The 23664-nt window shown below is 56.7% G+C and carries 34 protein-coding genes; all 34 read left to right on the top strand.

What is annotated here, in order from left to right; translation table 11 throughout:
- Positions 1–68: 68 nt before the first annotated feature.
- Complete coding sequence (rpoC, locus tag QSJ80_RS14855; protein WP_285765261.1) at positions 69–4307, top strand: DNA-directed RNA polymerase subunit beta'; 4239 nt, start codon at positions 69–71, stop codon at positions 4305–4307.
- Between the two features lie 261 nt (positions 4308–4568).
- On the top strand, positions 4569–4940 hold the full coding sequence (gene rpsL / locus QSJ80_RS14850) for a 30S ribosomal protein S12 (protein WP_285765260.1): 372 nt from the start codon (positions 4569–4571) through the stop codon (positions 4938–4940).
- Between the two features lie 157 nt (positions 4941–5097).
- A complete protein-coding gene (gene rpsG / locus QSJ80_RS14845; RefSeq protein ID WP_285765259.1) occupies positions 5098–5568 on the top strand; it encodes a 30S ribosomal protein S7 in 471 nt (156 codons plus the stop codon).
- Between the two features lie 113 nt (positions 5569–5681).
- Positions 5682–7787: an elongation factor G gene (fusA, locus tag QSJ80_RS14840; protein ID WP_285765258.1), complete on the top strand. Its 2106-nt coding sequence runs from the start codon at positions 5682–5684 to the stop codon at positions 7785–7787.
- 75 nt (positions 7788–7862) lie between these two features.
- Positions 7863–9086: an elongation factor Tu gene (gene tuf, locus QSJ80_RS14835; RefSeq protein WP_285765257.1), complete on the top strand. Its 1224-nt coding sequence runs from the start codon at positions 7863–7865 to the stop codon at positions 9084–9086.
- 262 nt (positions 9087–9348) lie between these two features.
- Positions 9349–9660, top strand: coding sequence for a 30S ribosomal protein S10 (gene rpsJ, locus QSJ80_RS14830; RefSeq protein WP_285765256.1), 312 nt, complete (start codon positions 9349–9351; stop codon positions 9658–9660).
- A gap of 107 nt (positions 9661–9767) precedes the next feature.
- A complete protein-coding gene (gene rplC / locus QSJ80_RS14825) occupies positions 9768–10403 on the top strand; it encodes a 50S ribosomal protein L3 (RefSeq protein WP_285765255.1) in 636 nt (211 codons plus the stop codon).
- Positions 10404–10420: 17 nt separating this feature from the next.
- A complete protein-coding gene (rplD, locus tag QSJ80_RS14820) occupies positions 10421–11035 on the top strand; it encodes a 50S ribosomal protein L4 (protein WP_285765254.1) in 615 nt (204 codons plus the stop codon).
- Positions 11032–11334 carry a 50S ribosomal protein L23 gene (rplW, locus tag QSJ80_RS14815; RefSeq protein ID WP_285765253.1) on the top strand — a complete coding sequence of 101 codons (303 nt, stop codon included), beginning with the start codon at positions 11032–11034 and terminating at the stop codon, positions 11332–11334. Before rplD ends, rplW begins: the two co-directional genes overlap by 4 nt.
- 13 nt (positions 11335–11347) lie before the next feature.
- A complete protein-coding gene (gene rplB, locus QSJ80_RS14810; protein ID WP_285765252.1) occupies positions 11348–12175 on the top strand; it encodes a 50S ribosomal protein L2 in 828 nt (275 codons plus the stop codon).
- A 39-nt stretch (positions 12176–12214) separates the two neighbouring features.
- Entirely contained in the window at positions 12215–12493 is a 279-nt protein-coding gene (rpsS, locus tag QSJ80_RS14805; RefSeq protein ID WP_285765251.1) for a 30S ribosomal protein S19, read from the top strand.
- Positions 12494–12508: 15 nt separating this feature from the next.
- Positions 12509–12841: a 50S ribosomal protein L22 gene (gene rplV, locus QSJ80_RS14800; protein WP_285765250.1), complete on the top strand. Its 333-nt coding sequence runs from the start codon at positions 12509–12511 to the stop codon at positions 12839–12841.
- Between the two features lie 14 nt (positions 12842–12855).
- Positions 12856–13536, top strand: coding sequence for a 30S ribosomal protein S3 (rpsC, locus tag QSJ80_RS14795; RefSeq protein ID WP_285765249.1), 681 nt, complete (start codon positions 12856–12858; stop codon positions 13534–13536).
- 14 nt (positions 13537–13550) lie between these two features.
- Positions 13551–13964 carry a 50S ribosomal protein L16 gene (rplP, locus tag QSJ80_RS14790; RefSeq protein ID WP_285765248.1) on the top strand — a complete coding sequence of 138 codons (414 nt, stop codon included), beginning with the start codon at positions 13551–13553 and terminating at the stop codon, positions 13962–13964.
- Complete coding sequence (gene rpmC, locus QSJ80_RS14785; protein ID WP_285765247.1) at positions 13964–14155, top strand: 50S ribosomal protein L29; 192 nt, start codon at positions 13964–13966, stop codon at positions 14153–14155. Before rplP ends, rpmC begins: the two co-directional genes overlap by 1 nt.
- A gap of 2 nt (positions 14156–14157) precedes the next feature.
- Positions 14158–14421 carry a 30S ribosomal protein S17 gene (gene rpsQ / locus QSJ80_RS14780; RefSeq protein WP_285765246.1) on the top strand — a complete coding sequence of 88 codons (264 nt, stop codon included), beginning with the start codon at positions 14158–14160 and terminating at the stop codon, positions 14419–14421.
- A gap of 32 nt (positions 14422–14453) precedes the next feature.
- The gene (gene rplN / locus QSJ80_RS14775) at positions 14454–14822 is read left to right on the top strand and encodes a 50S ribosomal protein L14 (protein WP_285765245.1); all 369 of its coding nucleotides are present in this window, start codon (positions 14454–14456) and stop codon (positions 14820–14822) included.
- A 27-nt stretch (positions 14823–14849) separates the two neighbouring features.
- Positions 14850–15167, top strand: coding sequence for a 50S ribosomal protein L24 (gene rplX / locus QSJ80_RS14770; RefSeq protein ID WP_285765244.1), 318 nt, complete (start codon positions 14850–14852; stop codon positions 15165–15167).
- Between the two features lie 20 nt (positions 15168–15187).
- Positions 15188–15727: a 50S ribosomal protein L5 gene (gene rplE / locus QSJ80_RS14765; RefSeq protein WP_285765243.1), complete on the top strand. Its 540-nt coding sequence runs from the start codon at positions 15188–15190 to the stop codon at positions 15725–15727.
- 9 nt (positions 15728–15736) lie between these two features.
- Complete coding sequence (gene rpsN / locus QSJ80_RS14760; RefSeq protein WP_285765242.1) at positions 15737–16042, top strand: 30S ribosomal protein S14; 306 nt, start codon at positions 15737–15739, stop codon at positions 16040–16042.
- Between the two features lie 26 nt (positions 16043–16068).
- Positions 16069–16461, top strand: coding sequence for a 30S ribosomal protein S8 (gene rpsH, locus QSJ80_RS14755; RefSeq protein WP_285765241.1), 393 nt, complete (start codon positions 16069–16071; stop codon positions 16459–16461).
- Between the two features lie 13 nt (positions 16462–16474).
- Entirely contained in the window at positions 16475–17008 is a 534-nt protein-coding gene (gene rplF, locus QSJ80_RS14750; protein WP_285765240.1) for a 50S ribosomal protein L6, read from the top strand.
- Between the two features lie 13 nt (positions 17009–17021).
- Positions 17022–17372 (top strand): 50S ribosomal protein L18, encoded by a 351-nt coding sequence (gene rplR, locus QSJ80_RS14745; protein ID WP_285765239.1) that lies wholly within the window; start codon positions 17022–17024, stop codon positions 17370–17372.
- Between the two features lie 11 nt (positions 17373–17383).
- Positions 17384–17890, top strand: coding sequence for a 30S ribosomal protein S5 (gene rpsE, locus QSJ80_RS14740; protein ID WP_285765238.1), 507 nt, complete (start codon positions 17384–17386; stop codon positions 17888–17890).
- A gap of 30 nt (positions 17891–17920) precedes the next feature.
- Entirely contained in the window at positions 17921–18106 is a 186-nt protein-coding gene (gene rpmD, locus QSJ80_RS14735; RefSeq protein ID WP_091516917.1) for a 50S ribosomal protein L30, read from the top strand.
- 1 nt (position 18107) lies between these two features.
- A complete protein-coding gene (gene rplO / locus QSJ80_RS14730; RefSeq protein ID WP_285765237.1) occupies positions 18108–18542 on the top strand; it encodes a 50S ribosomal protein L15 in 435 nt (144 codons plus the stop codon).
- A gap of 23 nt (positions 18543–18565) precedes the next feature.
- A complete protein-coding gene (secY, locus tag QSJ80_RS14725; protein ID WP_285765236.1) occupies positions 18566–19903 on the top strand; it encodes a preprotein translocase subunit SecY in 1338 nt (445 codons plus the stop codon).
- Positions 19904–19941: 38 nt separating this feature from the next.
- Entirely contained in the window at positions 19942–20058 is a 117-nt protein-coding gene (rpmJ, locus tag QSJ80_RS14720) for a 50S ribosomal protein L36 (protein WP_010133825.1), read from the top strand.
- 280 nt (positions 20059–20338) lie between these two features.
- A complete protein-coding gene (rpsM, locus tag QSJ80_RS14715) occupies positions 20339–20695 on the top strand; it encodes a 30S ribosomal protein S13 (protein ID WP_285765235.1) in 357 nt (118 codons plus the stop codon).
- 42 nt (positions 20696–20737) lie between these two features.
- Entirely contained in the window at positions 20738–21127 is a 390-nt protein-coding gene (rpsK, locus tag QSJ80_RS14710; protein WP_285765234.1) for a 30S ribosomal protein S11, read from the top strand.
- Positions 21128–21142: 15 nt separating this feature from the next.
- Positions 21143–21763: a 30S ribosomal protein S4 gene (gene rpsD / locus QSJ80_RS14705; RefSeq protein WP_285765233.1), complete on the top strand. Its 621-nt coding sequence runs from the start codon at positions 21143–21145 to the stop codon at positions 21761–21763.
- Between the two features lie 26 nt (positions 21764–21789).
- Positions 21790–22791, top strand: a complete 1002-nt coding sequence (locus QSJ80_RS14700) for a DNA-directed RNA polymerase subunit alpha (RefSeq protein WP_285765232.1) — start codon at positions 21790–21792, stop codon at positions 22789–22791.
- A gap of 78 nt (positions 22792–22869) precedes the next feature.
- Positions 22870–23265, top strand: coding sequence for a 50S ribosomal protein L17 (rplQ, locus tag QSJ80_RS14695; protein WP_285765231.1), 396 nt, complete (start codon positions 22870–22872; stop codon positions 23263–23265).
- Between the two features lie 85 nt (positions 23266–23350).
- A complete protein-coding gene (locus QSJ80_RS14690) occupies positions 23351–23623 on the top strand; it encodes a YeaC family protein (RefSeq protein ID WP_285765230.1) in 273 nt (90 codons plus the stop codon).
- The last annotated feature ends 41 nt before the right edge of the window (positions 23624–23664 follow it).

Genomic DNA, 23664 nt, shown 5'->3' with positions numbered 1-23664 from the left:
GCGGTGACCCGCCCGGAAAGCAGCCGCTGCGGCGGCGCCGGGCCAACCACTTAAGTGGAGGAAAGGCCTTGAAAGACTTATTGAACCTCGTAAAAGCGCAGGACCACCTGGAAGAATTCGACGCGATCCGTATCGGCCTTGCGTCTCCGGAGCTGATCCGCTCCTGGTCTTTTGGTGAAGTGAAAAAGCCAGAAACCATTAATTACCGTACCTTCAAGCCTGAGCGTGAAGGCCTGTTCTGTGCCAAGATCTTTGGCCCGGTGAAGGACTACGAGTGCCTGTGCGGCAAGTACAAGCGCATGAAGCACCGCGGCATCATCTGTGAAAAATGCGGCGTGGAAGTAACCAAGGCCAACGTGCGCCGCGAGCGCATGGGTCACATCGAGCTGGCCAGCCCGGTTGCACACATCTGGTTCCTGAAATCCCTGCCGTCCCGTATCGGCCTGCTGCTGGACATGACACTGCGCGATATCGAGCGCGTGCTCTACTTTGAGAGCTATGTCGTAACCGACCCGGGCATGACCACCCTGGAGCGCGGCCAGCTGCTGAACGACGAGCAGTACTTCGAGGCGATGGAAGAATTCGCCGACGAGTTCGAAGCCAAGATGGGCGCCGAGGCGATCCAGGAGCTGATGAAGGACATCGAGCTGCCTTCGGAAATCCAGCGCCTGCGCGAAGAGATCCCGACCACCAACTCCGAGACCAAGATCAAGAAGCTGTCCAAGCGCCTGAAGCTGCTGGAAGCCTTCTACAAGTCCGGTAACAATCCGGAGTGGATGGTCATGGAAGTGCTGCCGGTGCTGCCGCCGGATCTGCGCCCGCTGGTACCGCTGGACGGTGGCCGCTTTGCGACCTCTGACCTGAACGACCTTTACCGTCGCGTGATCAACCGTAACAACCGCCTGAAGCGCCTGCTTGAGCTGAATGCGCCGGACATCATCGTGCGCAACGAAAAGCGCATGCTGCAGGAATCCGTGGATGCATTGCTGGACAACGGTCGTCGCGGCCGTGCCATCACCGGCTCCAACAAGCGCCCGCTGAAGTCCCTGGCTGACATGATCAAGGGTAAGCAGGGCCGTTTCCGCCAGAACCTGCTGGGTAAGCGTGTTGACTACTCCGGCCGTTCCGTAATCGTGGTAGGCCCGACGCTGCGCCTGCACCAGTGCGGCCTGCCGAAGAAGATGGCGCTGGAGCTGTTCAAGCCGTTTATTTTCGGCAAGCTCGAACTGCGTGGCCTGGCCACCACCATCAAGGCGGCCAAGAAAATGGTCGAGCGCGAAGAGGCTGTGGTGTGGGATATCCTCGACGAGGTGATCCGCGAGCACCCGGTCCTGCTGAACCGTGCACCGACCCTGCACCGCCTCGGCATCCAGGCATTCGAGCCGGTACTGATCGAAGGTAAGGCAATCCAGCTGCACCCGCTGGTGTGTGCGGCCTATAACGCGGACTTCGACGGCGACCAGATGGCGGTACACGTACCGCTGACCATCGAAGCACAGCTCGAATCCCGCGCGCTGATGATGTCCACCAACAACATCCTGTCGCCGGCCAACGGCGAGCCGATCATCGTACCGTCCCAGGACGTGGTACTGGGTCTGTACTGGATGACCCGTGCGCGCGTGAATGACAAGGGCGAGGGCATGGCCTTTGCCGATACCCGTGAGGTGAGCCGCGCTTACTACGCCAAGCAGATTGGCCTGCAGGCGCAAGTGAAGGTGCGTATTCGCGAGGTCACCATCGGTGAAGATGGCGAGAAGCACGCGACCACCAAGCTGGTCGACACCACGGTCGGTCGTTCCCTGTTGTGGAACATCGTTCCGGAAGGTCTGAGCTTCGACCTGGTCAACCAGGCGATGAACAAAAAGGCGGTCTCGCGCATCCTCAACGTGTGCTACCGCACCGTTGGCCTGAAGGCGACCGTCATTTTTGCTGACCAGCTGATGTACACCGGTTTCGACTTCTCCACCAAGTCCGGTTCCTCTATCGGTGTGAACGACTTTGCGATCCCGGCGGAGAAAGCCGAACTGATTTCTGCTGCGGAAGCAGAAGTGAAGGAAATTGAATCCCAGTACGCGTCCGGTCTCGTGACCCAGGGCGAGAAGTACAACAAGGTGATCGACGTCTGGTCCCGTACCAACGACAAGGTTACCCAGGCGATGATGGCCGGTATCAAGAAAGAGCCGGTTGTGACCAAGTCCGGTGAAGAGTCCGAGCAGGATTCCTTCAACTCCGTATACATGTACGCGGACTCCGGTGCACGTGGTTCCGAGGCGCAGATTCGCCAGCTGGCGGGTATGCGTGGCCTGATGGCCCGTCCGGATGGCTCCATCATCGAGAACGCGATTACCGCAAACTTCCGTGAGGGCCTGAACGTACTGCAGTACTTCATCTCCACACACGGTGCCCGTAAGGGTCTGGCGGATACCGCACTGAAGACCGCGAACTCCGGTTACCTGACCCGTCGTCTGGTAGACGTGGCGCAGGACATGGTGATCACCGAGATCGACTGTGGCACCGACGACGGCATGACCATGACCCCGGTCATTGAGGGTGGTGACGTGATCGAGTCCCTCGGTGACCGCATCCTGGGTCGTGTGGTTGCGCGTGACGTGCTCAAGCCGGGTACCGATGAGATTGCGGTGTCGGCCGGCACCATGATTGACGAAGCCTGGGTAGAGCGTATCGAGGGCATGGGTATCGACGAGGTGATGGTGCGTTCACCGATCTCCTGTACAACCACTCACGGTATCTGTTCCCAGTGTTACGGTCGCGACCTGGCGCGCGGCCACAAGGTCAACCCGGGCGAGGCCGTCGGCGTGATTGCGGCCCAGTCCATCGGTGAGCCGGGTACCCAGCTGACCATGCGTACCTTCCACATCGGTGGTGCGGCGAGCCGTGCTTCCGCTGCGGATAGCATCCAGGTCAAGCAGGACGGTATGGTGCGCCTGCACAACATCAAGACTGTTGTGACTGAGGCAGGCCACCTGGTTGCAGTTTCCCGTTCCGGCGAGCTGGCTGTGGCTGAAGTTTCCACCGGTCGCGAGCGCGAGCGTTACAAGGTGCCTTACGGTGCGGCCATCATCGTTGCTGACGGCGCCGAGGTTGGCGGTGGCCAGATCGTGGCCAAGTGGGACCCCCACACGCACCCGATCATCACCGAGGTGGCGGGTCAGGTACGCATGACCGGCATGGAAGAAGGCCTCTCCATCCGCAAGCAGACTGATGAAATTACCGGTCTGACCTCTATCGAGGTGATCGACCCGGCAGAGCGTCCGGCGGCAGGTAAAGACCTGAAGCCTGCGGTCACCCTGGTCGACGAAAATGGCAATGAGCTGACCCTGGCCAACAGCAATGTGCCGGCGCACTACATGCTGCCGGGCAAGGCGATCCTGAGCCTTGCGGACGGCGCCCACGTTGGTGTGGGTGACGTTATCGCCCGTATTCCGCAGGAATCCGGCGGTACCAAGGATATTACCGGTGGTCTGCCGCGTGTTGCCGACCTGTTCGAAGCGCGCAAGCCGAAAGAGCCGTCCATCCTGGCGGAAATCTCCGGTGTGGTCTCCTTCGGCAAGGAAACCAAGGGCAAGGTACGTCTGGTCATTACCCCGCCGGACGGCCAGCTGCTGCCGAACGGCAAGGCCCACTACGAGCTGCTGATTCCGAAGCACCGTCAGCTGACCGTGTTCGAGGGTGAGAAGGTTGAGAAAGGCGAGGTGATCTCCGACGGTCCTTCCAACCCGCACGACATCCTGCGCCTGCAGGGCGTTGAGGCGCTGGCAAACTACATCGTCAACGAGATTCAGGAGGTTTACCGCCTGCAGGGTGTGAAGATCAACGATAAGCACATCGAGACGATCGTTCGCCAGATGCTGCGCAAGGTTGAAATCGCCGAGATGGGAGACTCTCCGTTCATTAAGGGTGACCAGGTCGAGTACCAGCGAGTCATCACCGAGAACGAGAAGCTGCGCGCCGATGGCAAGCAGCCGGCCCAGTTCGAGCGCCTGTTGCTGGGTATCACCAAGGCATCGCTGGCGACCGAATCCTTCATCTCCGCGGCCTCCTTCCAGGAGACCACGCGCGTACTGACCGAAGCTGCCGTGACCGGCAAGCAGGACGAGCTGCGCGGTCTGAAGGAAAACGTCGTTGTGGGTCGCCTGATCCCGGCTGGTACCGGTCTGGCGTACCACGCCGAGCGCAAGCGCAGACGCAGCCAGCAGGCTATGCCTGGCTTTGCGGATGGCCCGTCTGCCGAAGAGGTGGAAGCGGCGCTGACCGAAGCACTGAAGTCTTCCGGCGCGGGCGAATAAGCCTGCGGCCTGCCGGGGCTTGTCCCGCCCCGTGCAGAACTGCCGGATACGCCCGGGCCATGCGGCCCGGGACAGGGATCTGCGAGGCGCCGAATTCAACTGCGGCGCCTTGTTGACTAGGGGTGGTCAGCAACTATACAATGCGGCCCCCGCAATATGGGGGTGCATTCTCCGCCGCCGCGAGGCGCCAGGGATGCATTCTGTGACTAAGCCTTCACCGATGTAAGTGGTGGGGGCATTTTATTTTTGGAGTGATTTTTAATGGCAACGGTCAACCAGTTGGTTCGTAAGCCGAGAAAACGCAAGGTCCAAAAAAGCGACGTTCCTGCTTTGCAGGCCTGTCCGCAGCGCCGTGGCGTTTGTACTCGCGTGTATACCACTACACCGAAGAAACCAAACTCTGCACTGCGTAAGGTCTGTCGTGTGCGTCTGACCAACGGTTTCGAAGTAACTTCGTATATCGGTGGTGAAGGCCACAACCTGCAGGAGCACAGTGTTGTTCTGATTCGCGGCGGTCGTGTAAAAGACTTGCCGGGTGTTCGTTACCACACTGTACGCGGAGCACTTGACTGTGCTGGCGTAAACGATCGCAAACAGGGCCGTTCCAAATACGGTGCCAAGCGTCCTAAATAAGTGTTGGTAAGTCTCTTCAACGAGGCTAAAAACATTAGGTCCTACCTGTATTGATTGCGTTTCGGTTAACAAGAGAACCGGAGTAAGGCTAAGCGCGTCGAGTAGTTCAAGAGTTACGACGACGTCTTAGGTTAACCCTGAAGAGAGAGCAATTCTCATGCCGAGAAGAAGAGTAGTCGCCAAGCGCGAGGTACTGCCGGATCCGAAATTCGGTAACGTCACCCTCGCCAAGTTCATGAACCATGTCATGATCAGCGGCAAGAAGTCTGTAGCTGAAAGCATCGTTTACGGTGCCCTGGACATGGTCCAGGAAAAGCTGAACAAAGATCCTATCGAAGTTTTCGAGGAAGCCCTGGAAAATATCGCGCCGATGGTCGAGGTTAAGTCCCGCCGTGTTGGTGGTGCGACTTACCAGGTGCCGGTAGAAGTGCGTCCGTCGCGTCGCAATGCGCTGGCAATGCGCTGGCTGGTGGAGTACTCCCGCAACCGCGGTGAGAAGTCCATGGCACAGCGTCTGGCTAACGAAATGATCGACGCCTCCCAGAGCAAGGGTGCGGCGGTCAAGAAGCGTGAAGACGTCCACCGTATGGCGGAAGCCAACAAGGCGTTCTCCCACTACCGCTTCTGACGGTAGCGCTTCGAGTTCTGATGATGATTTTTATCAGAAAATAATTCGGAAGGCAGCGCATGTATTTGCGACTGCCTTTTGCCGTTTACAGTATCTCAAACGAGGATACAGCTGTGGCACGTAAAACGCCTATCGCACGTTACCGTAACATCGGTATCTGTGCGCACGTAGACGCCGGTAAGACGACCACTACCGAGCGTGTACTTTTTTACACGGGCCTGTCTCACAAGATTGGTGAGGTGCACGATGGTGCGGCCACCATGGACTGGATGGAGCAGGAACAGGAACGCGGTATCACCATTACTTCTGCGGCAACCACCTGCTTCTGGGCAGGTATGCAGCAGCAGTTTGACCAGCACCGCATCAACATTATCGACACCCCCGGACACGTGGACTTCACCATTGAAGTTGAGCGTTCCCTGCGTGTACTCGATGGTGCGGTAGTCGTACTGTGTGGTTCTTCCGGCGTACAGCCGCAGACCGAAACCGTATGGCGTCAGGCCAACAAGTACGAAGTACCGCGTATGGTCTTCGTCAACAAAATGGACCGCGCTGGTGCGGACTTTATGATGGTTGTAGACCAGCTGAAGGACCGCCTGAAGGCGAACGCCGTTCCGCTGCAGATGACCATTGGCGCCGAAGACGAGTTCAAGGGCGTTGTTGACCTGGTCAAGATGAAGGCCATCCTGTGGAACGAGTCTGACCAGGGCATGACTTTTGAGTACGGCGAGATCCCGGCCGACCTGAAGGACCAGTGCGATGAGATGCACGAGTACCTGGTTGAGGCCGCTGCAGAAGCTTCTGAAGAGCTGATGGAGAAGTACCTGGAAGAGGGCGAGCTTTCCGAAGAGGAAATCAAGGCCGCTATCCGCCAGCGTACCCTGGCCAACGAAATCGTTCCGGTGCTGGGCGGTTCTGCATTCAAGAACAAAGGCGTACAGGCCGTTCTGGATGCGGTAATCGAATACCTGCCGGCGCCGACCGAAGTTAAGGAAATCGAAGGTACGCTGGAAGACGGTGAAACCGTTGAAACGCGTCCGGCTGACGACAACGCGCCTTTCTCTGCGCTGGCGTTCAAGATTGCCACCGACCCGTTCGTGGGCACCCTGACTTTCTTCCGTGTTTACTCCGGTAAGCTGGAGTCCGGTACTGCTGTGTACAACTCGGTCAAGCAGAAGAAAGAGCGTGTCGGCCGTATGGTGCAGATGCACTCCAACGACCGTCAGGAAATCAAGGAAGTACTGGCAGGCGACATCGCTGCTGCGATCGGCCTGAAGGACGTCACCACTGGTGACACCCTGTGTGCTGAAGGCAGCAAGATCGTGCTCGAGCGCATGGAATTCCCGGAGCCGGTAATTTCCGTCGCGGTAGAGCCGAAGTCCAAGGCTGACCAGGAGAAGATGGGTATTGCCCTCGGCAAGCTGGCCCAGGAAGACCCGTCTTTCCGCGTGAAGACTGACGAAGAAACCGGCCAGACCATTATTTCTGGTATGGGTGAGCTGCACCTCGACATCCTCGTTGACCGTATGCGTCGCGAGTTCAACGTTGAGGCGAACATCGGTAAGCCGCAGGTGGCCTACCGTGAAGCGATCCGCAACACCTCCGAGATTGAAGGCAAGTTTGTGCGTCAGTCCGGTGGTCGTGGTCAGTACGGTCACGTGTGGGTCAAGTTCGAGCCGGCCGAAGACGCGAATGCGGAAGGCCTGGAATTCGTCAACGAAATCGTTGGTGGTGTGGTACCGCGTGAATACATTCCTGCGGTCCAGAAAGGTATCGAAGAGCAGATGCAGAACGGCGTACTGGCGGGCTACCCGCTGCTGGGCCTGAAAGCGACCCTGTACGACGGTTCCTTCCACGATGTGGACTCCAACGAAATGGCGTTTAAAATCGCTGCTTCTATGGCAACCAAGAAGCTGGCTCAAGAGGGTGGCGCTGTGCTGCTCGAGCCGATGATGAAGGTTGAGGTAGTGACTCCTGAAGAAAACATGGGTGACGTTGTGGGCGACCTCAACCGTCGTCGTGGCCTGATTCAGGGCATGGATGAAAATCCGTCCGGTAAAGTGGTTAACGCGGAAGTTCCGCTGGCAGAAATGTTCGGTTATGCAACCGACCTGCGTTCTGCGACCCAGGGCCGCGCTACTTTCACCATGGAATTTGAGCGCTACGCTGAAGCACCGAAGAATATCGCGGACGAAGTGATCGCGAAAAACCAGGGCTAACAGCTTTTAAAAATGTGCCGCCCGCTTGTCGGGCGGTGTTTTGAAAAATCACGAACCTTAATTGAGGACAAAACCGTGGCAAGAGAAAAGTTTGAACGTTCCAAGCCCCACGTCAACGTCGGCACTATCGGTCACGTTGACCACGGCAAAACTACCCTGACCGCAGCACTGACTCGCGTATGCTCCGAAGTATGGGGCGGCGCAGCCGTTGCTTTCGACGGTATCGACAATGCTCCGGAAGAGCGTGAGCGTGGTATTACCATCGCAACTTCCCACGTTGAATACGATTCCCCGACTCGTCACTACGCACACGTTGACTGCCCGGGACACGCTGACTACGTGAAGAACATGATCACCGGTGCTGCCCAGATGGACGGCGCGATCCTGGTATGTGGCGCTACTGACGGCCCGATGCCGCAGACTCGCGAGCACATCCTGCTGTCCCGTCAGGTTGGCGTACCGTACATCGTTGTATTCCTGAACAAGGCTGACCTGCTCGCAGAAGACTGTGGCGGCGCTGGCACCGACGAGTACAACGAGATGATGGAACTGGTAGAAATGGAGCTGCGCGAGCTGCTCGACACCTACGAGTTCCCGGGCGACGACACCCCGATCATCCCGGGTTCCGCTCTGATGGCCCTGAACGGCGAAGACGACAACGAGCTGGGCACTTCTGCCGTTAAGAAGCTGGTTGAGACCCTGGACGAGTACATTCCGGAGCCGGAGCGTGCTATCGACCAGCCGTTCCTGATGCCGATCGAAGACGTATTCTCCATCTCCGGTCGTGGTACCGTGGTAACTGGCCGTGTTGAGCGCGGTATCGTTAACACTGGTGACGAAGTTGAGATCGTTGGTATCAAGGAAACCACCAAGACTACCTGTACTGGTGTTGAAATGTTCCGCAAGCTGCTGGACGAAGGCCGTGCTGGTGAGAACATCGGCGCACTGCTGCGTGGCACCAAGCGTGACGAAGTGGAGCGTGGCCAGGTTCTGGCTAAGCCGGGCTCCATCACTCCGCACACCAAGTTCGAGGGTGAGGTTTACGTGCTGTCCAAGGACGAAGGTGGTCGCCACACTCCGTTCTTCAAGGGCTACCGTCCGCAGTTCTACTTCCGTACCACTGACGTAACTGGCGCCTGTGAGCTGCCGGAAGGCGTTGAGATGGTAATGCCGGGTGACAACATCCAGATGTCCGTTACCCTGATCGCGCCGATCGCGATGGAAGAAGGCCTGCGCTTCGCTATCCGTGAAGGCGGCCGCACCGTAGGTGCTGGCGTTGTAGCCAAGATCATCGAGTAATATTGCTCCCTGATCTGACCTACGAAAACCGCGGCTTCGGCCGCGGTTTTTTTATGTTTGGCATTGACCGTGCGGGCAGGGATTTCCCTTTCTTGCGCGACTGGACTGTCCGGTCTGATCCTGTGGCGCGCCTGCCTTTCGCTGTTCAAAAAGTGGCTTGACAGCTGAATCCCCGCTGCGTAGAATTCGCGCTCCTTTTCGCCTGCCCTCGGGGTAGAGACAAAAGGGCGTTCTTTAGATTTATTAGTGGAGTTTGATTCCCATGCAGAATCAACGTATTCGAATTCGCCTGAAGGCCTTTGATCACAAGCTGATCGATGTGTCTACTCAGGAGATTGTTGAGACGGCCAAGCGCACCGGTGCCCAAGTTCGTGGTCCGATCCCGCTGCCGACTCGCAAGGAGCGTTATACCGTACTGATCTCCCCGCACGTCAACAAGGACGCGCGTGACCAGTACGAGATTCGCACCCATAAACGTTTGCTGGACATTGTTGAACCGACCGAAAAGACTGTCGACGCGCTGATGAAGCTCGATCTGGCAGCCGGTGTTGAAGTTCAAATCAGTCTCGGCTAATTCCTTAAACTACCGAATCCCAGGCGAAAACGGTCTGGGTAGTGTAACGCTCTGAAATTGGGCGGCCGCAGTGGGTTAAAGCCCCGTGCACTGAGAGGTTAGAAGAAATGACTATTGGTATTGTCGGCCGCAAGAGCGGCATGACCCGTGTCTTCACTGAAGACGGTGTTTCTGTTCCTGTTACCGTTATCGAGGTAGCTCCGAACCGTATCACCCAGGTGAAATCGGCTGAGACCGACGGCTACTCTGCTGTGCAGGTAACCGTGGGCGCTCGTAAAGCCTCCCGCGTTTCCAAGCCCTTACAGGGCCACTTCGCAAAGGCCGGTACTGAAGCTGGCCGTGGTCTGTGGGAATTCCGCACAGACAACTCCGACGAAACCTTCGAGGTTGGCGGTGAGATCACCGTTGCAGGCTTCGAAGCAGGTCAAAAAGTAGATGTTACCGGTACCTCCAAAGGTAAAGGCTTCCAGGGCGGTGTTAAGCGCTGGAACTTCTCCATGCAGGATGCCACCCACGGTAACTCCATTTCCCACCGCGCGCCTGGCTCCATCGGCCAGTGTCAGACCCCTGGACGTGTTTTCAAGGGTAAGAAAATGGCCGGTCACATGGGCGCTGAGCAGGTTACTACCCAGAACCTGGAAGTCGTGCGTGTTGATGCCGAGCGCAATCTGCTGCTCATCAAGGGCGCTGTCCCCGGTGCTCCGGGCGGTGACGTCGTTGTTCGTCCGGCTGTGAAAGCCTGAGTCCGAGGGAGAAAGATATGGAACTGAATATCGCTACCCCCGAAGGCGCCAAGGGCACAGTTGCTGTCTCTGAAGTGACTTTCGGTCGTGAATTTAACCAGGACCTGGTTCACCAGGCAGTCGTCGCCTATATGGCTGGCGGTCGTCAGGGTACCAAGGCCCAGAAAAACCGTTCAGCAGTTTCCGGTGGTGGCAAGAAGCCGTGGCGCCAGAAGGGCACCGGCCGCGCTCGTGCCGGTACCATCCGTAGCCCGCTGTGGCGCTCCGGTGGTGTGACCTTCGCTGCCGAGCCGCGTGACCACAGTGTCAAGCTGAACCGCAAAATGTACCGTGCTGCCCTGCGCTGCATCCTGTCCGAGCTTGCTCGCCAGGAGCGTCTGGTGGTTGTTGAGAGCTTCGACGTCGACGCTCCCAAGACCAAGCAGCTGGTTGCGAAGATGGCCCAGTACGACCTGTCTGAAGCCCTGATCGTGACCGAAGACGTGAGCGAGAACCTCTACCTGGCGTCCCGCAACCTGCACAAGGTTGACGTGCGCGACGTCGCAGCGGTTGACCCGGTTTCACTGATTCGTTTCGACAAGGTGGTTGTCACCGTCGCTGCGCTGAAGAAATTCGAGGAGGTGCTGGGATGAATCAGGAACGACTCTACAAAGTACTGTTGGGCCCGGTAATTTCCGAGAAGGCCGCGATTCTGGCGGACGCCGCGAACCAGGTAGTGTTCAAGGTTGTCGCCGACGCGGAAAAGGCCGAAATCAAGGCTGCGGTCGAGAAACTGTTCAACGTTTCTGTTGAAGAAGTTCGCACCGTGAACGTAAAGGGCAAGACCAAGCGCACTCGCTACGGCATGGGCCAGCGCAGTGACTGGAAGAAAGCCTACGTTCGCCTTGCTGAAGGCAGTGACATCAACTTTGAAGCCGCTGCTGCCGAGTAAAGGAGTCTAGGTCATGCCATTACAGAAATTAAAGCCAACTTCTGCTGGTCGTCGTCACGTTGTACGCGTGGTGAACAAGGATCTGCACAAAGGTGCCCCTTACGCTCCTCTGCTGGAAAAGAAGAGCAAGACTGGTGGTCGTAACAACAACGGCCGTATCACTACCCGTCACATCGGTGGTGGTCACAAGCAGCACTATCGCGTAATCGACTTCAAGCGCACCAAGGACGGTATTCCGGCCAAGGTTGAGCGTATTGAATACGATCCGAACCGCAGCGCACACATCGCTCTGGTTTGCTACGCCGACGGTGAGCGCCGTTACATCATTGCGCCGAAAGGCCTGAAGGCTGGTGCCCAGATCATGTCTGGCGACACTGCGCCGATCAGCGTGGGTAACACCCTGCCGCTGCGCAATATCCCGGTTGGTTCCGTGATTCACGGTATCGAACTGAAGCCTGGTAAGGGTGCGCAGCTGGCGCGTTCCGCTGGTGCCTCTGTTCAGCTGGTGGCCCGTGAAGGCACCTATGCAACTATTCGCCTGCGTTCTGGCGAAATGCGCAAGGTTCTGAGCGAGTGTCGCGCAACCCTGGGTGAAGTAAGCAATTCCGAACACAGCCTGCGCAAGCTTGGTAAGGCTGGTGCGGCTCGCTGGCGCGGTGTGCGCCCGACCGTTCGCGGTGTTGCGATGAACCCGGTTGATCACCCGCACGGTGGTGGTGAAGGTCGTACCTCTGGTGGCCGTCACCCTGTGTCTCCGTGGGGTATGCCGACCAAGGGCTACAAGACGCGCAAGAACAAGCGCACCAACAAGATGATTGTTCGTCGTCGCGGCTCCAAGTAAGCCGGGATACGAATAAGAGCAGCTAGAGAGGAATCGACAGTGCCACGCTCATTAAAGAAAGGTCCCTTTATTGATCTGCATTTGATCAAAAAGGTGGAGGCAGCGATCGAAAAGAATGATCGCCGTCCTATTAAAACCTGGTCACGCCGCTCCATGATTATGCCGGAGATGGTGGGCCTGACGATCGCTGTTCACAACGGCCGTCAACACGTACCGGTACTGGTCAACGAAGAAATGGTTGGCCACAAGCTGGGTGAATTTGCGGTGACTCGTACCTATAAAGGTCACGCCGCTGACAAGAAAGCCAAGAAGCGCTAAGCCGAGGTTATAGAGATGGAAGTGCAAGCAAAACTGCGCGGTGCCCGTCTGTCGGCACAGAAAGCGCGTCTGGTAGCTGATCAGGTGCGCGGCAAGCGTGTTGAAGAGGCTCTGGACATTCTGGCTTTCAGCCCGAAGAAAGGTGCAGCGATCGTTAAGAAAGTGCTGGAATCCGCTATCGCCAACGCTGAGCACAACGAAGGTGCTGACGTTGACGAGCTGAAGGTTTCCACCATTTTTGTGGATGAAGGTACGACCATGAAGCGCATTAAGCCGCGTGCAAAAGGTCGTGCTGATCGTATCTTGAAGCGTACTTGTCACATCACTGTGAAAGTGGCTGATAAATAACAGACGAGGAAACCATGGGACAAAAAGTACATCCTACCGGCATTCGTCTGGGTATCGTTAAAAAGCATACTTCTGTTTGGTATGCCGGCAGCGACGAGTACGCAGACAAGCTGTACACCGACCTGACTGTTCGCGACTTCATTCGTAAGGCTCTGGCGCACGCGTCTGTAAGCCGTATCGACATCGAACGTCCTGCGAACACTGCTCGCGTCACTATTCACACCGCCCGCCCCGGTATCGTTATCGGTAAGAAAGGTGAAGACGTCGAGAAGCTGCGTGCCGCAGTGAGCGAAAAGATGGGTGTGCCTGTGCACATCAACATCGAAGAAGTTCGCAAGCCGGACCTGGACGCAGCGCTGGTTGGTCAGAACGTAGCCCAGCAGCTGGAACGTCGCGTAATGTTCCGTCGCGCTATGAAGCGTGCGGTACAGAACGCCATGCGCCAGGGCGCTGAAGGTATCAAGATTCAGGTAAGTGGCCGTCTGGGCGGTGCAGAAATTGCACGTACAGAATGGTATCGCGAAGGCCGTGTACCGCTGCACACTCTGCGTGCGGACATCGACTACGCGCACACCGAAGCCCTGACTACCTACGGCATTATCGGTATTAAAGTTTGGATCTTTAAGGGTGAAGTGATCGGCGGTGAAGAGCCGGTTGAAGCACCGAAAAGGTCCAAGAAAAAGGCTTCTAACTAAGGGGTACGCCAGCGATGCTACAACCAAAGCGTACAAAATACCGCAAGGTACAGACAGGTCGTAACCGCGGCCTGGCACAGCGCGGCTCCAAAGTGAGCTTCGGCGAGTTTGGTCTGAAATCTGTTGATCGTGGTCGCCTGACTGCGCGCCAGATCGAAGCGGCTCGACGCGCTATGACTCGTCACGTTAAGCGTGGCGGTAAAATCTGGATTCGAGTGTTTCCGGACAAGCCGATTACCGAGAAGCCCCTGGAAGTACGTCAGGGTAAAGGTAAGGGTAACGTAGAGTATTGGGTAGCTCAGATCCAGCCGGGTAAAGTCCTCTATGAGATGGAGGGTGTTTCCGAGGAACTGGCACGCGAAGCATTTGGCCTCGCCGCTGCGAAGCTGCCTGTAAAGACAACTTTTGTTAAGCGTTCGGTGATGTAATGAAGACTGCAGATCTACGCGAAAAGTCAGTTGAAGAGCTGAACCAAGAGTTGCTGTCCCAACTCGAAGCACAGTTCAAGCTGCGCATGCAGAAGACTACTGGTCAGCTGAACCAGACTCATCTGCTCAAGCAGACCCGTCGCGACATTGCTCGCATCAAGACTGTGCTGAATGAAAAGGCAGGTAACTAATCATGGCTGAAGCAAAACTGAAGCGCACGCTCACCGGTAAGGTAGTGAGCGACAAGATGGATAAAACCATCACCGTTTTGATCGAGCGCCGTGTTAAGCACCCGATCTACGGAAAGTATGTGAGTAAGTCCACCAAGCTGAAGGCACACGATGAGAACAATGATTGCAACATCGGTGATGTTGTAACCATCGAGGAATCTCGTCCGCTGTCCAAGCAGAAGAGCTGGACTTTGCAAAGTATCGTTGAGCGTGCGGCGAAGGTTTAACCGCCTGACGCATTGAGTTTCGGAGAGGAACGATGATTCAAACCGAATCCTACTTAGAAGTAGCAGACAATAGTGGGGCTCGCCGCGTGATGTGCATCAAGGTGCTCGGCGGCTCCCATCGTCGCTACGCCGGTGTGGGCGACATTATCAAGGTGACCGTTAAGGAAGCCATCCCACGTGGCAAGGTGAAGAAAGGCCAGGTAATGAACGCGGTTGTGGTTCGTACCAAGAAGGGTGTACGTCGTCCAGACGGTTCCCTGATTAAGTTTGACGACAATGCCGCGGTACTGCTGAACCAGCAGAATGCCCCGATCGGCACTCGTATTTTTGGCCCGGTCACCCGCGAGCTGCGCGGTGAGAAGTTCATGAAGATCATCTCCCTGGCGCCTGAAGTAATTTAAGGCCCTGGGAAATCGGAGAACAGAGTTATGCGCAAGATCAAGCGTGACGACGAAGTGATCGTTATCGCCGGTCGCGACAAGGGCAAGCGCGGCAAGGTACAGAAAGTACTTGCCGACGGTCGCCTGATCGTTTCCGGTGTGCAAATGATCAAAAAGCACCAGAAGCCTAACCCGCAGCTGGGCGTTGCAGGCGGTATCGTTGAGAAAGAGGCCCCGATTCAGGCTTCCAACGTTGCCATCTTCAACAGCAACACCCAGAAAGCTGACCGTGTAGGCTTCAAAGTACAGGAAGACGGCACTAAAATCCGCGTCTTCAAATCCAGCGGCGACGCTGTTGACGCTTAAGCAGGGCAGGTAGTAAGACCATGGCAAGGCTTAAAGAGCTCTATACAAAAGAGTTGGCGCCGAAGCTCAAAGATGAGCTCGGTCTCGACAATGTAATGTCAGTACCGCGTATCACAAAGATCACCATCAACATGGGTGTTGGTGAGGCTGTAGCTGATAAGAAAGTACTGGAAAATGCAGTCGGTGACATGACTGCAATCACTGGCCAGAAGCCGGTTGTGACTAAGGCACGCAAGTCTATTGCGGGCTTTAAGATCCGTGACGGCTGGCCGATTGGCTGTAAGGTCACCCTGCGTGGTGAGCGGATGTACGAATTTCTCGATCGACTGATCGGTATCGCCATCCCGCGTATCCGCGACTTCCGTGGTATTAGCCCGAAGCAATTCGACGGCCGCGGTAATTTCTCCATGGGTGTGACTGAGCAGATTATCTTCCCGGAAATTGACTACGACAAAGTAGACAAGCTCCGTGGCCTGGATATTTGTATCACTACAACAGCTACCAGCGACGAACACGGTCGCGCGCTGTTGAAAGCATTTAACTTCCCTTTCAAGGGTTAAGAGGAAAACATGGCGAAGAAATCCATGATTGCGCGCGAAGCCAAACGCGCTCGAACCGCAGCTAAGTACGCGCCGAAGCGTCAAGAGCTGAAGGCGATCATCGCCAATCCCAACACTTCCGAGGAAGAGCGTTGGGAAGCTCAGATCAAGCTGCAGAAAATGCCGCGCGACGCGAGCCCGGTTCGCAAGCAGCGTCGCTGCCGCATTACAGGTCGTCCGCACGCGGTTTACCGCAAGTTCGGCCTGTGCCGTAACAAACTGCGCGAAGCCGCCATGCGTGGTGACGTACCTGGTCTGGTTAAGGCCAGCTGGTAACAGGCAGGCTTGAGGAGCTTTATCAAATGAGTATGCAAGATCCGTTGGCAGATATGCTGACTCGCATCCGCAACGCACTGGCGCGCGGCAAGGCGAGCGTTACCCTGCCTTCATCCAAACTGAAAGTAGCTGTAGCCAAGGTCCTGAAGGACGAGGGCTACGTTGCTGATTACGCAGTCGCTGAAGGCGCCAAGCCTGAGCTGACTGTTGAGCTGAAATACTTCCAGGGTAAGCCGGTTATTGCCGAGCTCGTGCGCGTTTCGCGTCCGGGCCTGCGTGCTTACTCTGGTTCCAAGCAGCTGCCGTCTATCCGCGGTGGCCTGGGTATCGCTATCGTATCCACCTCCAAGGGTGTGATGACCGACCGCGCTGCACGTCAGGCCGGTGTCGGTGGCGAAGTGCTCTGCACCGTATTCTAAGGCGGGGGTTACTATGTCTCGAGTAGCAAAAAGTCCGGTAGAAATCCCTGCAGGCGTAACCGTTACCCTGAACGGCCAGGAAATCTCCATTAAAGGCGGTAAGGGTAATCTGGAACACGTCGTTCACAGCGATGTTGAAGTGACCCAGAACGACAACGTTCTGACCTTCGCGGCACGTAACGGCTCCAAGCAGGCGCGTGCACTGGCGGGTACCACCCGTGCGCTGGTGAACAACATGGTTACTGGTGTAAACCAGGGTTTTGAGAAGAAGCTGCAGCTGATGGGTGTTGGTTATCGTGCCAAGGCCTCCGGTTCTACCCTGAACCTGACCCTGGGCTTCTCTCACCCGGTTGATTACGAACTGCCTGAAGGCGTCAAGGCGGAAACCCCGTCCCAGACTGAAGTCCTGCTGAAGAGCGCGGACAAGCAGTTGCTGGGTCAGGCCGCTGCGGAAATCCGCGCGTTCCGTCCGCCGGAGCCATACAAGGGCAAGGGTGTGCGCTATGCCGATGAGCATGTGCACCGTAAAGAAGCGAAGAAGAAGTAATTAGGGCATTGAAATGAACGTTAAAAAGCAATCTCGCTTGCGTCGTGCACGTCGTGCCCGCGCCAAGATCAGTGAGCTGGGTTCCGTTCGCCTCACGGTTAACCGCACCCCGCGTCACATTTACGCTCAAGTCCTGTCTGCCGAAGGTGACAAGGTATTGGCCAGCGCCTCTACCCTGGACAAAAGCCTGCGTGAGGGCAAAACCGGTAATGCCGAGGCTGCGAAAGCGGTTGGCACCCTGATTGCCGAGCGGGCCAAGGCCGCTGGTGTCAGCAAGGTAGCCTTCGATCGCAGTGGTTTCAAATACCACGGCCGCGTAAAAGCACTGGCCGACGCCGCTCGTGAAGCGGGTCTGGAATTCTAAAGGTAGACAAGATGGCTAAAGAGAAAGACAGAAGCAACGACGAGGGCCTGCAGGAAAAGCTGGTCCAGGTAAACCGTGTTGCCAAGACCGTAAAGGGCGGACGTATCTTTGCCTTTACAGCTCTGACAGTTGTCGGTGACGGCAATGGTCGCGTTGGTTTTGGTCGTGGTAAGGCGCGTGAAGTGCCTGTCGCGATCCAGAAGGCAATGGAATCTGCGCGTCGCAACATGATCAGCGTTGACCTGAACGGTGACACTATTCAGTACGCAACCAACGGTCGCCACGGCGGTTCCAAGGTGTACATGCAGCCGGCTTCCCAGGGTACTGGTGTAATTGCTGGCGGTGCCATGCGCTCCGTACTGGAAATGGCAGGCGTTCACAACGTACTGGCCAAGTGCTACGGCTCTACCAACCCGGTGAACGTTGTACGTGCAACATTTGACGCCCTGGCGCAGATGTCTTCCCCGGAAGACGTTGCAGCCAAGCGCGGCAAGTCAGTCGAAGAAATCATCGGCTGATTGCCGAAGTAATTAAGGTGGGTTAAGACCATGGCTAAGAAGACCATTAAAGTCACCCAGATCAAGAGCACCGCTGGCCGCCTGAAAAACCATCAGGCGTGCGTTGCCGGCCTGGGCCTGCGCCGCATCGGTCACACTGTGGAAGTGGAAGACACTCCCTCTGTGCGCGGCATGATCAATAAAGTGAATTACCTGGTTAAGGTTGAGGGAGAGTAAGATGCGTTTGAATGATCTGTCTCCCGCAGAGGGTCACAAGCACAGCGGCAAGCGTGTCGGTCGCGGTATCGGCAGCGGCTTGGGTAAAACCGGCGGCCGCGGCCACAAGGGCCAGAAGTCCCGCTCCGGCGGCAGCGTACGTCCGGGCTTCGAGGGTGGCCAGATGCCACTGCAGAAGCGTTTGCCGAAGTACGGCTTCAGCTCTCGTGTGTCTCGTGTCACTGCGGAAGTTCGTCTGTTTGAACTCGCGAAAGTGGAAGGCGACGTAGTCGATTTGGCTGCGCTGCAGAAAGCCGACATCGTTGGCAACCACATCAAGCGTGCGAAGGTGTTCCTGTCTGGTGAATTGAACAAGGCCGTTACTGTTAAGGGCCTGGCAGTCACTAAAGGTGCCAAAGCTGCGATTGAAGCCGCGGGCGGAAAAGTCGAAGCGTAAAAACGAAAATAATAGAGGCTCGAATGGCAAAACCGGGTGCAGCCCTGGCAAATAACAAGGGTTTGGGCGAGCTTTGGGCTCGCCTCCGTTTCCTGTTTCTGGCAATTGTTGTCTACCGCGTAGGGACTCACATCCCGGTACCGGGCATTGACCCGGAGCGGCTGGCCAGCTTGTTTAACGCCAACCAGGGAACGATTCTCGGCCTGTTTAACATGTTCTCCGGTGGTGCACTGGAGCGCATGAGTATCCTGGCCCTCGGTATCATGCCCTACATTTCGGCCTCCATTATCATGCAGCTGATGACGGCGGTAACGCCGTCATTGGAGCAGCTAAAGAAAGAAGGTGACTCAGGTCGCCGCAAGATCAACCAGTACACGCGTTACCTCACGGTAGTGCTTGCGACAATTCAGGCAGTCGGTATGAGTATCGGCCTGGCTGGCCAGAACCTGGCCTACAGTGCCGAGCCTGCATTTGGCTTCTACTTTGTCGCAGTGGTTTCCCTGGTAACCGGCGCCGTCTTCATGATGTGGCTGGGTGAGCAGGTAACCGAGCGTGGTATTGGCAATGGTATTTCCATGCTGATCTTCGCAGGTATTGTGGCTGGCTTGCCCAGTGCAATCGGCCAGGCCTTTGAGCAGGCGCGCCAGGGTGAATTGCACATCCTGATGCTGCTGCTGATCGGCTTTATTGCGATTGCGGTCATCTTCTTCGTGGTGGTCATGGAGCGCGGCCAGCGCCGGATCACCATCAACCATGCGCGTCGTCAGGCGGGTCGCTTTAATGCGGCACCGGCTGCCCAGGCAAGCCACTTGCCGCTGAAGGTAAACATGGCCGGTGTTATTCCGGCGATTTTTGCCAGCAGCATCCTGCTGTTCCCTGCGACTCTGGCGCAGTGGTTCGGTCAGGGCGGTGAGGGCCTGGGCGCCGAAATCCTGCAAAAGATGGCGCTTGCGCTTGGACCTGGTCAGCCGCTGAACATCATTCTGTTCGCCGGCCTGATCGTGTTCTTCTGCTTCTTCTACACGGCGTTGATGTTCAACCCGAGTGAAGTCGCCGACAACCTGAAGAAGTCCGGAGCCTATATTCCAGGCATCCGTCCGGGCGAGCAGTCCGCACGTTATATCGATAATGTGCTGACTCGCCTGACTTTGGTTGGCGCTGTGTACATTGCGCTGGTATGCTTGCTGCCCCAATTCCTGGTGGTCGTGGCCGATGTGCCCTTCTACCTGGGTGGTACCTCACTGCTGATCGTGGTGGTTGTAGTGATGGACTTCATGGCGCAAGTGCAGTCGCACTTGATGTCCCATCAGTACGAAGGGATGATGAAGAAAGCAAATTTACAGGGCTTCGGTCGTCGCTAAGGCGCCCGCGGCTCGCAAGTTGAGATAGAGGTAAGATCGTGAAAGTACGTGCTTCTGTTAAAAAGATCTGCCGTAACTGCAAGATCGTTCGTCGCAAGGGTGTCCTGCGCGTGATCTGCAGTGCCGAGCCGCGCCACAAGCAGCGTCAAGGCTAAGCGTCAATCGAATCGCGACCGAAAGGTCGCAATCCTGGTGCCGTCGGTCCTCCGGATGGCATCAGTGGGGGTCACTCCCCGCACGGGGAGTGCTCCAGCGCCGCAAGGCGCGAAACTGGGGGCGCTGACTGTCGTTCTCCGGCTTTTGACTGGTTCAAGAGCGGGGGAGCTATTGCATTTTGGTGTCTAAAAAGCTATTCTTGCGCGCCTTTTTTCGTGGCGTGGGTGGTTTTTTAGTCGCTGTCAGCGCCGTAATCTTTTAAATACGTGGAGTTAAGTAATGGCACGTATTGCTGGTGTAAACGTACCAGACAATAAGCACGCTGTGATTTCCCTGACATATGTGTTCGGGGTTGGTCGCACGACTGCTAAGTCTATTTGTGCAGCGACCGGTATCGCTGAATCCACCAAAATCCGTGATCTGTCTGAAGAGCAGCTCGACGCGATCCGTGGCGAAGTCGCCAAGTTGACCGTTGAGGGTGACCTTCGTCGTGAAGTTTCCATGAACATCAAGCGTTTGATGGACCTGGGTTGCTTCCGCGGCATCCGTCACCGTCGCAGCCTGCCCGTTCGCGGTCAGCGCACCAAGACCAACGCCCGTACCCGTAAGGGTCCGCGCAAGCCGATTAAGCGTTAATCGCGGTCTTTCACTGGATTCAACTAATTTCAGGATACTGGTATGGCTAAGCCAAAAAGCACAGTTCGCAAAAAGGTCAAAAAGACCGTTGTAGACGGTGTTGCCCATATTCATGCATCGTTCAATAACACGATCGTGACGATCACTGATCGCCAGGGCAATACCCTCAGCTGGGCCACTGCAGGTGGTTCCGGTTTCCGTGGCTCTCGTAAGAGCACGCCTTTTGCAGCCCAGGTGGCCGCCGAGCGCGCAGGTGTTGCCGCTCAGGATTACGGCCTGAAAAACCTTGATGTCGAAGTTAAGGGCCCCGGCCCAGGTCGCGAATCTGCTGTTCGCGCACTGAACAACTGCGGCTACAAGATCACCAACATCACCGACGTGACGCCAATCCCGCACAATGGTTGCCGTCCGCCGAAAAAGCGTCGCGTGTAAGAGGGGGCTGTATCAATGGCACGTTATATTGGACCAAAATGTAAGCTTTCCCGTCGGGAAGGTACTGACCTTCAGCTGAAGTCCGGCGTTCGCGCACACGATTCCAAGTGTCGCGCAGAAGCCAAGCCGGGCCAGCACGGCGCAGGCCGTGGTCGTCTGTCTGACTATGGTGTACAGCTGCGTGAAAAGCAGAAAGTACGTCGTATTTACGGCATCCTCGAGAAGCAGTTCCGCAACTACTACAAGAAGGCTGCACGTACCAAGGGCGCAACTGGTGAAAACCTGTTGAAGCTGCTTGAGCAGCGTCTCGACAACGTTGTATACCGCATGGGTTTCGGCTCCACGCGTGCAGAAGCGCGTCAGCTGGTTTCCCACAAGTCAATTCTGGTTAACGGTCAGACCGTTAATATCCCATCCTACGTAGTGCAGGAAGGTGACGTTGTTGCGATTCGCGAAAAGGCGAAGAAGCAGCTGCGCATCCAGAATTCCCTGTCCCTGGCAGGTCAGCGCGGTGAGGTTGAGTGGATTGATGTGAACGCTTCCAAGCTTGAAGGTACCTTCAAGCGTGTTCCGGATCGTTCCGATCTGCCGGCAGAGATCAACGAAAACCTTATCGTCGAGCTCTACTCCAAGTAAGGGATTAATTGCAAACAGGTATGGCTATGCAGAGTGCTGTCAACGAGTTTTTGACACCGCGTCGTATTGACGTGACCGAGTTCGATCCGAACCACGCCAAAGTGGTTCTGGAGCCTTTAGAGCGTGGTTTTGGCCACACGCTCGGAAACGCATTGCGTCGCATCCTGCTGTCCTCCATGCCGGGTTGTGCCATCACTGAGGTGGAAATCGACGGCGTTGAACATGAGTACAGCGCCATCGAGGGTGTGCAGGAGGACGTTATCGAAATCCTGCTCAACCTCAAGGACGTAGCGGTGGTAATGCACGGTAAGGACCAAGCGGTTCTGAGCCTGAGCAAGAAAGGCCCAGGTGCCGTTACCGCAGGAGACATCCAGGTTGATCACGACATCGAGATCAAGAATCCCGAGCACGTGATTGCAAACATCACTGGCGATGTTGACCTCAGCATTCGCCTGACCGTGGCTCGCGGCCGCGGCTACGAGCCGGCTGATGCCCGCCGTGACGACGAGGAAGAGTCGCGCGCGATTGGTCGTCTGCAGCTCGACGCGTCCTACAGCCCGGTCAAGCGTGTTGCCTACAATGTTGAGGCGGCACGTGTGGAACAGCGTACCGACCTGGACAAGCTGGTTCTGGACCTGGAGACCGATGGTACTCTGGATCCGGAAGAGGCTATCCGTCGCGCCGCCACCATCCTGCAGCAGCAGCTGGCGGTGTTCGTCGACCTCGAGGGTGAGAAGGAATCGCAGCCCGAGCAGAAGGAAGAGGAAGTAGACCCGGTGCTGTTGCGCCCGGTAGACGACCTCGAGCTGACAGTTCGTTCCGCCAACTGTCTGAAGGCAGAGAATATCTACTACATCGGTGACCTGATCCAGCGCACCGAAGTAGAGCTGCTGAAGACTCCTAACCTCGGTAAGAAATCTCTCACCGAGATCAAGGATGTATTGGCGTCACGCGGCCTGTCCCTGGGTATGCGCCTCGAGAACTGGCCGCCGGCCAGCCTCAAGGGCGACGACAAGCTGAGCCTTTAAGTATTAACCCGAGCGGCGGATTAGCGTCGCTCTTGTAACGACTTGCTGAGAAGCAATCGGGTCGTAAGGAATTGAGTTATGCGTCATCGTTATAGTGGCCGTAAATTCAGCCGCACCAGTGCACATCGCAAGGCTATGTTCAAGAACATGTCTGCGTCTCTGGTTGAGCATGAACTGATCAAAACTACTTTGCCGAAGGCAAAGGAGCTGCGTCGTCACGCTGAGCCGCTGATTACACTGGCCAAGAAAGACACTGTTGCCAACCGTCGTCTGGCATTTGCCCGCCTGCGTGACAAGGACGCAGTCCGCAAGCTGTTCGACGAGCTGGGTCCGCGTTACGAAGCGCGCCCGGGTGGCTACATCCGTATCCTCAAGTGCGGTTTCCGTGCTGGCGACAAGGCCCCTATGGCCTACGTTGAGCTGGTAGACCGTCCTGTAACAGGTGCGGACGAAGTGGAAGCAGCCGAGGCGTAAGCCCCGTCTTCCATTTCGGACACGAAAAGCCGGTCGCAAGATCGGCTTTTTTTTGCCTGTTTGCCCTGTAAGCACGGGAATGAGCATGTCGTTTCAAGCAGTACTGGAAAACCTGAATCCCGAGATTGTGGCGAGCCTCAAGCGCGCTATCGAGCTCGGCAAATGGCCGAACGGCGAGCCTCTCAGCGCCGAGCAACGCCAGTTGTGCGCAGAAGCCGTCGCTGCCTGGGAAGCCCGTCATGTGGAGGCCGTCGATCGTGTTGGCGTGGTTCCACCGAAAGCCACACCCTGTGCCGATAAAGGCGAGACGGGTGACGAGCGTGGCCAGGATGACGACCAGCCCCTGAACTGGGTCTAGCAGAAGCCCGGGTTTTGGAGGACACTGACGCCAGTCTTTAG

This window comes from Biformimicrobium ophioploci, assembly GCF_030270605.1.
In the GTDB taxonomy this organism is placed as follows: Bacteria; Pseudomonadota; Gammaproteobacteria; order Pseudomonadales; family Cellvibrionaceae; genus Biformimicrobium; species Biformimicrobium ophioploci.
This window is presented reverse-complemented; position numbering and strand designations above follow the sequence as displayed.